Below are 12,390 nucleotides of genomic sequence, written 5' to 3'. Positions count from 1 at the left end.
ATTTTTTACCGACGAATCCTTCCGCCGTAGTTTTTCGTGCAGCTCTACTATTTTCTTGCCGTCGTCATCTCGCTTAGCTTTGGCACGCTTCCCCAACCGGGGGCAAATCCGGCGATCGATCTTGAACGTTCAGTCGCATTTTCCGCAGCCGTCGTCGGTATTTGGTGGGTGATGTGTTTTCTGTGTGGGCGGTTGGTCTTGAATTTGGTCCGGCAGGGCGAGATCACCGTCGACACCGCTTTTGATTGGTTTGGTCGGCAAACGACCTGTTTACGCTGGCTGTCGTTGGCGATCATCGGTCTGTGTTTAGGGGGATTTGGGCTAGGACGCTGCCTGGACCAACTGCCGGTGGTATCCCAGTCGATGACATTGCATGCGATTGGTCTGTTGTTGCCAACGGTGGCGATCTTGCTCGGCTTGTGGTCGGCCGAACATCGTTTCGCGCAACGTTTGGGTGTCGCCAGGTCGGGCTTTCGTTCAACCGTCGCTTGGCTTGCGCTGATGGCTCGCTCGACGATCGCGTGGATCGTCGTCCCGATTTTATTGATGTTGGTTCTCGTCGATATCGCGTCAATCATCCCGCTCAGTCCGGGCACTCGAATCGGGCTGCTGATCCTGACCATGATTGCGGCGTCCGTCTTTGTGATGCCATGGTTAGTCCGCCGTGCGTTTCCGCAGACATCGATCGACGAAGCAACTTCGAGTTGGATTCATCAGGTCCTTCAAGCGGCTGGTTTGAAACGCTGCAAGTTGATCATTTGGGATACGAAACAACGTAGTTTCAACGCCATGATGGCAGGGTTCTTCGGTCGGTTTCAAATCGTCTTTTTGACTGATCGACTGGTTCGTGATCTCAGCCGTCCGCAGCTCGCGATGGTGATCTTGCATGAAGTCGCGCATGCGAGACGCAAGCACGCGCTAATTCGAGTCTTGGCACTGGCCCCAGCTTGGCTGGGAGGCTTGGCGATTCAGGCCAGCGTTGGAGTGATTTCGCCAAGCGATACCCTGATCCAATGGGCTCCGATGATTGGCAACACGGTCAGTTTGGCGGCGACGGTGTGCATCTTGCGTCAAGTTAGCTATTTCTGTGAATTCGATGCCGATTCTGTCGCTTGCCAGCTAGCGCCGGAAGTTTGTTGGCCGGAATCTTGTGTTCCTGCGTCGGTCGAGGAAGCCGGGCGGACATTATCCTCTGCGCTGGTGAAAGTCACCGATGGCTGTGAAGGGGCCCGCCGCCCGAGTTGGTTGCACCCCGGAGTTTCGCAGCGAATTGATGCCGTCCTAGCGTAACACTCTGGGGTTTGGTAGATCAGGTCCCAGCCGGAGTGTCGTCCCGTCCTGTGGCGAATTGTCGGCGATCTGCTTCCCATTTCCAAAAATGGCGATGCAAAATGCCGGTCAGGGATTCTGGCGAATTTGATTTTTTTGCCCGATTCGGCAAAGCATGTCTTGGTTTCGGGGGGGCGAGATGCCTATGGTGTAGGTGGAAACGGCTCCTAGCAGGTGAGTGTGTATCAGTTGGATCTACGGCGTAGGTCGCCAGATCCAGCAGAGGCAGAGCTTCAAAAGCAAGGCTTCCTATGCAGCGTGTCATCGCCTAACTCCGATCGCTCACGTGCGGGAACGGATCAACCCTCACCGTTCAACCCCCAATGCTGGCGAAACGCTCGCCTGTTCCCCTTAGTCACGCGTCTCTTACAACATCAGGAAAACGAGATGAGAAAGTTTATTGCGTCGGCAGTTGCCGTGCTCGTAGTCGCAGTCGCAACAACCGTGACGGCTGATGTCAGCTTGGAAGGCGTCAAGTGCGTCGTCGCACCTCGCGCTGCGAAGGCTGACAAATCGGCCGAGTACAAAGACGGGAAAGTGTTTTTCTGTTGCGGTAATTGCGAAAGCAAGTTCGAAAAAGACAGTAAGCCGTTTGCGGTCAAAGCCAACCATCAACTGGTTTCGACAAAACAGTACGAACAAAAGGCATGCCCGTTTAGCGGCGGACCCGCGAAGGATTCAACCGCGTTGAAGATCGAAGGCGCGAAGGTTGCGTTTTGCTGTAACAATTGCAAAGGCAAAGTTGAAAAAGCGGAAGACACCGAAGCAAAACTGAAGCTCGTTTTCAATGACAAGGCATTTGAAAACGGCTTTGCAAAAGCGAAGGCTGAGAAAGAATAGGCCTGCCGAACTTGTGTTGCTTTCCGCAGCAAAATTGAACAATCATCACGCCCCGGAGAGTCCTCCGGGGCGTTTTTATTTGCATCTACTTTAAGGTGATTCGATGAAACGATTGATTGCGACTATGCTCATGCTTTCGGGATTGGGCGCCGTCGTCATTGCCGAAACGACCACTGCTCCGTCCGGGGAACGCCAGCGCGAGAACACGCGGCTTGTCGAACCGGTCCGGCCATTCGTTCAGCGAGTTACCGAATCGTTTGATTCTTTACCGACAGGCCGTCAGCAATTGCTCGACCAGATCGCAAAGCACATTGTTGCGACCAGCAACCGCGACGGCCATGTGCAGTTGAATTTTATCTGTACGCACAATTCACGACGCAGTCAATTCGGACAAGTGTGGTGTCAGATCGCGGCGCACCACTACGAAGTCCCTGGCGTCGACGCATTTTCCGGCGGTACAGAAACGACTGCGTGCAACATTCGCACCGTGCGAGCGCTGCGACGCTCAGGCCTCTCGGTCGTCGCGACCGGAGAGAAAGCCAACCCGGTTTATCTCGTTCAATATGCCGACTCGGTCGCACCCCTGAAGTGCTTTTCAAAGCTCTATGAGGATGCCGGCAATGCTTCGACGCCATTCATTGCGATGATGTGCTGTTCCGATGCTGATCGGATTTGTCCGGTTGTTTCTGGTAGCCAGGGACGGTTCGCGCTGCATTATGAAGATCCAAAAGTCGCCGACCGGACGCCGCAAGAGAATGAACGCTACAATGAGCGTTGTTTTCAGATCGCCCAAGAAATGTTTTATCTGATGTCTCAAGTCGCCCAGATGTCGCGGTAACTGTTAGCGATTGATGTGCGATTTACGAACTCTGGGGTGAAGATCAATGATCCAGCCTTCTTTCACGTGGTTCAAGGCCCTCGCGGTGCTCGTCGTGATCACCTTTCAGGCGGCGAGTGCAAATCAAGTCTTGGCGCAAATGGTCCAAGCCGTTTCGCCCGCTATTCAAGGACGGACCGGTTTTTTCGAGTCGACGGGCGTGCGTTGGAACTTGCAAGGGCCAAACTTTTTCGCACAGTTTCCGGGTTGGGGGCAGACTCCGGCTGGAGTCGGCGTACCGAACTCCGGTTTCGATCCGAATTCTGGGCTCCGGACGGGATTTGGATTTTCTAGCGGTAGGACACGCGGGGCGATTGGACTAAGTGCGATTCAAGGCCGTTCGTCGACGCTGCAATCGACGACACCTTCGCTGACGACCACCAATGGCATCCCCGGGGCAATCCAATCGCAAACCATCCGCCCCTTCGTCACCGGCGTGACGCCAATTGTCACTGGCGGTGGTTACGGGCAACCGGTTCATGACAACGTTGCCGCGCAAGCAGCATCAGCGTACCACGCCGCACACAATCAATACTTGCAGTCACGGTTGGCGGCGAACATTCGCGCCCAGCAACGGATTGCCGAAGCGGCATTCGAGCGTGGGTTACGTGCCGAAGCAGATGGTAACCTTCGGATGGCTCGCGCGAATTATCGTAACGCCTTGCGAGCAGACACGGGCCCACTGCGATTGCAGATCTTTGCGAAGTTGCAGCAGTTTCAAACCCGATAGCGGAACGCACCCAGTGTTTGCCTATTTTCTCATCTATCAAGGGATTCGCCATAGGCCATCGAACTTCGCTGTCGATAACCGGCCGCCCACGGTAATCAGCAGTCATTGATTTGAATAGGTGCAGCCCCCTGTATTTCGGACCCCTGTATTTTGGGGCGACTCAAACACACAAACAGCCGGCGCCGTTTGTATGTTTGATCGAATGCCCGAACGTCTACGCCGTCGCATGATCGATCGGCGTTTGACTCCCGAAGGTAAAGTCCAGTCCGTCGTGGTCGACCAAGACGGTGCTTCCTTCCGGAAACGAACTCTTCAGTAGCGCGGTTGCCAATTGGTTTTGGATTTGCCGCTGAATGACTCGCTTCAAGGGGCGAGCCCCGTAGGTCGGGTCGTAACCGACTTTGGCGATTTCGTCGATCGCTGCTTCGGTCACTTCCAAATTCAAACCATTTTCGTGCAAGCGTGTCGCCAGCTGGTCGAGCTGTAGTTTCACAATCTTGCGAATCTCAGTTTGGTCGAGTGGTTTGAAAATGACGGTGTCGTCGATCCGATTCAAAAACTCTGGCAGAAAGCGTGAACGCAGGGCTTCTTGGACGGCCGCATGCATGTCGTCTTCACTGCCGTCGTCGGCTGCGATGCGCTGGATTTCCTGGCTGCCAGCATTGCTGGTCATCACGATCACCGTGTTCGAAAAGTTCACCGTGCGGCCTTGCCCGTCGGTCAAGCGTCCGTCATCGAGCACTTGCAGCAGGATGTTGAACACGTCGGGGTGAGCCTTCTCAATTTCATCGAGGAGTATGACCGCGTAGGGGCGGCGTCGGACGGCTTCGGTTAGCTTTCCGCCTTCTTCGTAGCCGACATAACCGGGCGGTGCGCCGATCATCCGTGCGACGCTGTGCCGCTCCATAAACTCACTCATGTCGATTCGAACCATTGCCGATTCGTCATCGAACATGATTTCTGCCAGTGCCTTACAGAGCTCTGTCTTTCCGACGCCGGTCGGGCCGAGGAATAAAAATGATCCGATCGGTCGATTAGGATCGGACAGACCACTTCGGCTTCGGCGTACCGCGTCACTGACCGCGCGGACGGCTTCGTCCTGGCCGATAACACGTTGGTGTAAACGTTCCTCCATCACGAGCAACTTGGCGCGTTCGGTTTCCATCATGCGGCTCACCGGCACCCCGGTCCACATCGATACAACTTCGGCGATTTCGTCGCTCGTAACTTCCCGTCGCAGCAATCGGCGATGGTGCTCTGGCTTGTCTTCTTCCGAGTCGTTGTTGGCGTCACGGATTTCGATTTCATTGAGCTTGGCTTCGAGTTCTTTTTGGCGCGATTGGACCTCTAGCATTTCGCGGTAGATTGATTCAGGGTTTTCGCCGCGCAGTTGCGTTTGCTTGGCTTCGGCATCAAGGGTTGCGAAACGATGGGCGAGCGTTTCGGCTTCTTGTCGAATCGACTGGACGCCTTCGAGGCCAATCTTCTCGCTTTCCCACTGTTCTCGCAGATCAACAAGCTCTTTGGCGAGGGTCTCCATTTCCGCTTGGATCTCCTCTCGGCTGGCGACGATCGACGCATCATCTGGGTCTTCATCTTGAAGCTGCCGCAGGGCCAATTCAAGCTGACGCAAACGTCGTTGGATACGATCGATCGGTTCGGGAACGCTTTCCTTTTCCATCGCCAATCGGCTTGTCGCTTCGTCAACCAAGTCGATCGCCTTGTCCGGGAGGAAACGATCGGTGATGTAGCGGTTGGCCAGTGTTGCGGCGGCAACCAGCGCGCTATCGGTGATCCGCACCCCGTGATGTGATTCGTAACGCGGTTTTAGTCCACGAAGAATCGCGATGGTGTCATCGACGCTTGGCTCCTCAACAAACACCGGCTGAAAACGGCGTTCGAGTGCGGCGTCTTTTTCGATGTGCTGTCGGTATTCGTCCAGCGTCGTCGCGCCGACGCAGCGAAGTGCGCCACGTGCCAATTCGGGCTTGAGTAGGTTTGCCGCATCGGGAGACCCTTCGGCTTTACCCGCTCCGACGACCAAGTGCAACTCATCGATAAACAAAATGACACGCCCGTCAGAATCTTTGACTTCGCGTAGTACCGCTTTGAGTCGTTCTTCGAAGTCACCTCGGAATTTTGCCCCGGCGACAAGCGCGCCCATATCGAGTGCAATCACCCGTTTATTTTTCAAGCTATGTGGGACATCTGCTTCAAAGATACGTAGCGCCAAACCTTCCGCGATCGCGGTCTTTCCGACCCCTGGCTGACCGATCAGAACAGGATTGTTCTTGGTGCGTCGTGAAAGCACCTGGATGACTCGGCGGATTTCGTTGTCACGACCGATGACCGGATCGAGCTTGCCTTGCGAAGCCAGTTCGGTCAGGTCAACGCCGTACTTTTGAAGTGCCTGATAGGTCTCTTCGGCGTTCTGGTCAGTGACTCGCGCACTGCCGCGGATTTCACTTGCGGCCTTCAATACATCATCGGCATTGATCCCGCAGAGTGACAGCAGGCTCTGGGCCTTGGTTTTGGCTTTGGCCAAGCCCAACAGTAAGTGCTCGGTCGCCACGTATTCGTCTTTCAGAGACTCGGCCGCGGTCGCCGCTTCGTTGAGCGCCGATTGCAGTTCACCGGAGATTCCTGGCTGACGTCCTCCCGTTACCGAAGGCGTTTTTTCCAGTTCGCTCGCGGTCAGTTCACGCAGCTGCTTTGAGTCGACGTTCATCTTGTCCAGTAAGGCGCCCGTGAGGCCGTCCGTTTCGTCCAGCATTGCGCTGAGCAGATGCAGTGACGTGATGTCGGGATTGCCGGCAGAGGTCGCACGGCCTTGCGCTTCGGCGATGAGGCCCTGCGCTTTGGTGGTCAATTTATCGAATCGGAAAGTCATCGCGGTTGCTCCTGCGGTTTGCCGCCTGAGAGGAAATGCTCCTTCGGTGGGCTCGTTCTGTCGGTGGTGAGTGCTGAGCCGGGGACATCCGACGCCGGCACGTTTGGCGAAAGGCTCTTGGGGGTGATTTTTGCCAATGGAACGTGATCAACATTCCGGATTGGTTCTGTCGGTGCGTAAAAAAAGACGGGCGTCGTTGCACCCGTCTGGATTGATCCTCCACGCGGTCGCGTCGGCTGGACAGCTCAGTCGCGACCGTGGAAGGTTCCTTGAATGTCGTTGCCGGACGTTAGCTCTTCACTTCAAAGTCAGCGTCGATTGCATCGTCGTCATCGTTGTCCGAAGCTGCCGCGGCCGCGGCAGGGTCGGCATCACCGGCAGGTGCATCGCCGGCGGCGGCGGTCTTGTCGTACAGGACTTTGCTAAATGCCTTCGCCGCAGTTTCGAGTTCTTCGGTCGCCTGCTTGATCGCATTGACATCTTCGGTTGCCGCCGCAGCCTTCACTTTTTCGATGGCCTTGTTCAACGGTTCCTTGTCGGCATCGGAAAGTTTGTCGGCATGCTCGGACATCTCCTTTTCCAGTTGATGAACTTGCTGATTTGCCTTGTTGCGTGCTTCGGCGAGTTCAAACTGTCGGCGATCTTCCTCGGCGTTGGCCTCGGCATCGCGTCGCATATTTTCGATATCGTCTTCGCTGAGCGCACCGGCTTCTTTGATCTCGACGGAGGCTTCCTTCCCGGTTTTCAGCTCCTTGGCCGAAACACTGAGAATTCCGTTTTGGTCGATATCAAACTTCACCTCGATCTGCGGCACGCCGCGTGGTTGTGGCGGGATGCCTTGCAAATCAAATTCGCCAAGCAATCGGTTGTGTGCGGCCATCTTGCGTTCCCCTTGGAACACGCGGACGGTCACTGCGGTTTGGCTGTCGGCGGCAGTACTGAAGACGTTCTTCTTTTCTACCGGAACAGTCGTATTACGTTCGACGAGCGGAGTCATCACGCCGCCTTCGGTTTCAATTCCCAGCGTCAACGGGGTGACGTCGAGGAGCAATACGTCGGTTCGGTCACCGGCCAAAACGCTTCCTTGAATCGCGGCGCCAACTGCGACCACTTCGTCTGGGTTAACGCCTTGGTGTGGATCTTTGCCGAAGATCTTCTTGACGACTTCGCGGACCTTGGGAACTCGGGTGCTCCCCCCGACCAAGACCACTTCGTCAATTTCGCTTGGGGAGTAACCGGCTTGCTCAAGTGCGTCCATTACCGGGCGGCGGCAACGCTCGACCAAGCTGTCAATCAATTCTTCGAACTTGCTGCGGGTGACCTTCATCGTCAAGTGCTTAGGACCGCTTTGGTCCATCGTGATGAAGGGCAGGTTGATGTCGGTTTCCGGCAGTGACGAAAGTTCCTTCTTGGCCTTTTCACATGCTTCTTGAAGCCGTTGTAGGGCCATTGGGTCGTTGCGAAGATCGATGCCGTTTTCTTTTTTGAATTCGTCGGCAACATGATTGATCAACGCTTCGTCAAAGTCATCGCCCCCGAGGTGTGTGTCACCAGAAGTACTGATGACCTGAAAGACGCGACTTTCGTTTTCTTCGTCACCGCTATCGGCGACTTCCAAAACTGAAACGTCGAACGTACCACCACCGAGGTCGAAGACGATGATCTTTTCGTCCTTCTTTTTATCTAGGCCGTACGCCAACGCCGCGGCGGTCGGCTCGTTGATGATCCGCGCGACTTCCAATCCGGCGATTTGACCGGCGTCTTTGGTCGCTTGACGTTGTGCATCGTTGAAGTACGCGGGGACGGTGATGACGGCCTTATTGACCTTGTGTCCCAAGTACGATTCGGCCGATTCCTTCAACTTGCGAAGAACCTTGGCAGAGATCTCTTGAGGCGTGTGCTCCTCGTCGCCAACTTGGATCTTGACGTATTCGTTGGCGGCACCGCTGATGCCATAGGGCACCATCTTCTCTTCCGATTCGACTTCGTTGTGCCGACGACCCATGAAACGCTTCGCCGAGTAAACCGTACGTTGTGGGTTCGTGACGGCCTGACGACGAGCCGGTTCGCCGACAATCGTTTCCTTCTTGTCGGTAAACGCGACGACGCTTGGGGTCAGTCGGTTTCCTTCAGCATTGGGAATTACTTTCGGCTCACTCCCTTCCATAATCGCGACCACGCTGTTGGTCGTTCCGAGGTCGATGCCGATGATCTTTTCGCCTTGAGCCATTGAATTGCTTCTCCGTGAACGGTTGGGACTCGACTTTCGTAAACGCCGTCAACTTCACGCCGCGAGCTTCAAGTGGAAAAACAAGCGTTCCGAGAAGCGTCAGTCGCAGGTCGCGTGCGTGGCGTTACCTATGGGTTTCGACGATCATTCAGGTCCACGGTTGGCCTGTCGTTTTCGCCGTTCATTCAGTCGATGCGGTAGCAAAGCAAAGGGCGTGCCAGTTGCCGAAGGCACGTCCAGAAACCCTTGCGGTATGCCCTCACTGCCAGGGCTGCAAAGTGGTTTTGGCGGAAGAAATGCAGTTTTTCATGAACCCGACGGACGAAATTTACTTTTCTGGCAGTCATCGAAAAACCGCAAAATCGAACACAAAAAAGCCGGTGCCAGATTGACAGACGCATGCTCGTCTGGGGCAAAGGCCGAATCGGGGTGACTCTCGAGCCTGTGGCAGCGTCTGATTCGGTGGTGGGTTTGCCCGATCCGCAGACGCTGTGTTCTCGCTTACTTGCGACGACCGTCAATCGAACGTTCGGCAGCCTTTAAAACGGTTTCGAAGTCGAAGTAGTCTTCGTCGCGGAGTCCAAGCTGTTTCGGCAGACTCGTGTATTGTTTCCACATCTTTTCGGTTACCAGATCGCGTTTGGCTTCCCAGGTGATGTTCGCGTCAAACAATCGGCCGAACGGCTGGTAGTGATTGTATGGCACCGCCGTCTGCTTGAGATGTGACAACTGGTCCGCATAACGAGATCGCATCGCTTCAAGTTCTGCTTTCTGGTTCGCTTCACCTACGACGTTGATCATCTCGGTTGGGTCGGATGTCAAATCGAACAGTTCCTCGGCGGGGGGCATCGATCGACCACAGCACCAATAGATGTATTTGTGTGTTTTCGTGACCACCGACATTGCATAGGTCGTCGGTGCTCCCCACATCTGAAACAGTGGGATGCTTTGCCGGTCACTGGTCCGTTCCGGCGACCGAACAAAATCAACCAAGCTGATTCCGTCAGTTTGTTTGGGAGGTTGAAGCCCAGCGAGATCTAAAATCGTCGGCGCTATGTCTGCCGTCATCGTCAGTTCGTCGCATTGTTGACCTTTGCCGGGTTCACGAGGATCGACGATGATCAGTGGAACTTTCGAGCCTTCTTCGTAAGGCAGTACCTTTCCACCCATTCCGTGCGAACCACAAAAGAAGCCGTTGTCCGACGTTAGGATAATGACGGTGTTGTTTGCCACCCCGTGCTCGCGCAAGGCGTCTCGCAGCATTCCGATCGCGTAGTCAACACCGTGGATCAACTGATGGTACTTCCGCATCGTTTCCTGGTAGTGATCAGAATCGAAGCCCATATCGCGGAAAAATGTCAGCGATTGTCGACCCAGTCGAGCTTGGAGCGACAAGTGCTTGCCCGCGGTTCTTCCATAGTTTGACGGTCGTTCGAATTGCACGTCACGATAGACATCGTCGAAAAAAGGATCGGGAGTGAAGGGGCGGTGCGGGGCCTTGAAAAATAACGTCAAACAAAAGGGACGTTGATCCGTTTTGCACTCCGCGACAAAGTCTTGGGCGAAAGCGCCGTAGGCTCGCGATGAGTGCGGGTATCGATCGGCATAGCTTGCGAGATACTGATTTTTCGACGTCTGATAACTCGTCTGCCCCGTGCCGCCTGCCCAGGCATCAAATTGATCGACCGGTAAGACTTCGTAGGAACCGACCGAGTCGCTGGATCCTGCACTGATCGGGAAACCAAACTTTCCGCCAAAGCCGGTGCGATACCCGGCATCACGGAGCAGTACCGGATAAGACTGCTCGAACGTCTCCGGATGCATCGGGCCGTGGCCAAAGTTGCAACCCGTTTTGTACTCGTACATTCCCGTCATCACCGACGCACGACTCGCCATGCAAATCGATGTGGAGTTGTAGTGGCGAGTGAATAGCACGCCCTCGTTGGCCAGGCGATCCATGTGAGGCGTGTGGACCTGAGCGTTTCCGGTGACGCCGGTCGATGCGAAGCTTTGGTCGTCTGTGTATAGCAGGATAACGTTGGGCCGTTGTTCCGCGTTGGCAACTGACCCGAGTAACATCAGCCCGAACGTTGAACCGACATAGTAGACGGCAATCCAAATGGTCCGCCACTGATTTGCAAACTCTTTCATGGGACGCATATGTTTCTCAGTGGGGATCGAAAGGGGGACTGCTTTGAAAATGGGCACGACTGATCGAGAAAGCGTGGCTCGTCAGTCGTCAGACGTCGCTGTCGATCTACCTATGCTACCAGGCTGCGGAAAGCTCCGCAGCTACGCGCCGTCGTCCTTTTGAGGTGGAGGGTTGCCTTGCGGCGGATGTTTCGGCAGTTGGTCGAAAGTGGTGGGCCATCTACCGTTCCAGGGCGGAGTCGACCATCGCCCCGAACCCATCCATCCCCTAAGATATCGCCCAACCGCGATCGTTCGGTTCGGTCGTTATTGTGAAACTCGTCGCCGCTTGCTGTAGCGCTTCATGGAAGACATCGTCTATTTTGATCGATACGCCGGTCAAGAAAAAACAGAACTCGTTTATGGCGACCAAGCATTGCGCTGGACCTACGGCACAACGATGGGACGTCTTGCGCTTGCCGCCGTCGTCCGTCGAACTTTTTTTTCAAAGTGGTACGGCTGGCGCATGGATCAGCCATCGACCCGGTCACGCATCGCGGAGTTCGTCGAGACCTATAGTCTGGATGCCGACGAGTTCGAGAAGAAGGTATCGGAGTTTGAAAGCTTTAACGATTTCTTCGCACGTCGATTGAAGAGCGAGGCCCGTCCAATCGAATCTTCACCGGATCGCTTCGTCTTTCCGGCCGATGGACGACACCTTTGCGTTCCAGACCTGTCAAAGGCGGGTGGATTGTTTATCAAGGGCAAGATGTTTTGCTTGACCACATTGCTCGATGATTCGGAGCTGGCAACGCGGTATCAGAACGGAAGTCTGTTGCTATCGCGTTTGTGCCCTACCGACTACCATCGATTTCATTTTCCCGTTGATGGGAAACCTGGAGCGACGCGGCTAATCAACGGTCCACTGTATTCGGTCAATCCGATTGCCTTGTGCAAGAATATCGAAATCCTTGCGACCAACAAACGAACGATTACACAGCTCGAAACACCGAATTTAGGAACGGTGTTGTTACTGGAAATTGGGGCGACGTGTGTGGGGAGTATCCGCCAAACGTTCTCACCCGGAACGGCTGTCTGTAAAGGTGACGAGAAGGGGTATTTTCGATTTGGTGGTTCTTCGACAATCACGATTTTCGAACCCGGACGGATTCAGTTCGATCATGACTTAGTCGAGCAATCGTCAATTCAACGCGAACTGTATGCAAAAATGGGAGACCATGCCGGGCAAATCTTGGCATGAGAGATCCGAGATCACACGTTATTTTCTCTTCTGACTAGCGGCCCAAGAGGCACCGACCGATGGTCTTGGCGTACTGAGTTGTCGAAATCCCGATTGCACCCAT

8 protein-coding genes are annotated in these 12,390 nt (G+C 54.9%); 5 read left to right on the top strand and 3 right to left on the bottom strand.

The window, feature by feature from the left end; all coding sequences use genetic code 11:
• Positions 1 to 36: 36 nt before the first annotated feature.
• The 4 genes from FYC48_RS07735 to FYC48_RS07720 all read left to right on the top strand — a co-directional run bounded on the left by FYC48_RS07735 (position 37) and on the right by FYC48_RS07720 (position 3,776).
• Positions 37 to 1,290 (top strand): M48 family metalloprotease, encoded by a 1,254-nt coding sequence (locus FYC48_RS07735; protein WP_149496117.1) that lies wholly within the window; start codon positions 37 to 39, stop codon positions 1,288 to 1,290.
• A gap of 426 nt (positions 1,291 to 1,716) precedes the next feature.
• On the top strand, positions 1,717 to 2,169 hold the full coding sequence (locus FYC48_RS07730) for a hypothetical protein (RefSeq protein WP_149496116.1): 453 nt from the start codon (positions 1,717 to 1,719) through the stop codon (positions 2,167 to 2,169).
• 103 nt (positions 2,170 to 2,272) lie between these two features.
• Positions 2,273 to 3,007 (top strand): low molecular weight phosphatase family protein, encoded by a 735-nt coding sequence (locus FYC48_RS07725; protein ID WP_149496115.1) that lies wholly within the window; start codon positions 2,273 to 2,275, stop codon positions 3,005 to 3,007.
• A gap of 46 nt (positions 3,008 to 3,053) precedes the next feature.
• Positions 3,054 to 3,776, top strand: coding sequence for a hypothetical protein (locus tag FYC48_RS07720; RefSeq protein WP_149496114.1), 723 nt, complete (start codon positions 3,054 to 3,056; stop codon positions 3,774 to 3,776).
• Positions 3,777 to 3,990: 214 nt separating this feature from the next.
• On the opposite strand, the gene clpB is transcribed toward FYC48_RS07720, so the two are convergent.
• From clpB to FYC48_RS07705, 3 genes are all read right to left on the bottom strand, one after another.
• Positions 3,991 to 6,666: an ATP-dependent chaperone ClpB gene (gene clpB / locus FYC48_RS07715; protein ID WP_149496113.1), complete on the bottom strand. Its 2,676-nt coding sequence runs from the start codon at positions 6,664 to 6,666 to the stop codon at positions 3,991 to 3,993.
• A 289-nt stretch (positions 6,667 to 6,955) separates the two neighbouring features.
• Positions 6,956 to 8,896 (bottom strand): molecular chaperone DnaK, encoded by a 1,941-nt coding sequence (gene dnaK / locus FYC48_RS07710; protein WP_149496112.1) that lies wholly within the window; start codon positions 8,894 to 8,896, stop codon positions 6,956 to 6,958.
• Between the two features lie 501 nt (positions 8,897 to 9,397).
• Positions 9,398 to 11,047, bottom strand: a complete 1,650-nt coding sequence (locus FYC48_RS07705) for a sulfatase family protein (RefSeq protein WP_200836558.1) — start codon at positions 11,045 to 11,047, stop codon at positions 9,398 to 9,400.
• Positions 11,048 to 11,390: 343 nt separating this feature from the next.
• On the opposite strand from FYC48_RS07705, the gene asd reads away from it, so the two are divergent.
• The gene (gene asd / locus FYC48_RS07700; protein WP_149496111.1) at positions 11,391 to 12,287 is read left to right on the top strand and encodes an archaetidylserine decarboxylase; all 897 of its coding nucleotides are present in this window, start codon (positions 11,391 to 11,393) and stop codon (positions 12,285 to 12,287) included.
• Positions 12,288 to 12,390 lie beyond the last annotated feature (103 nt).

The organism is Roseiconus lacunae (assembly GCF_008312935.1).
Classification (GTDB): Bacteria; Planctomycetota; Planctomycetia; order Pirellulales; family Pirellulaceae; genus Stieleria; species Stieleria lacunae.
The sequence above is the reverse complement of the archived record's forward strand: the minus strand, read 5'-3'. Positions and strand labels throughout refer to the sequence as shown.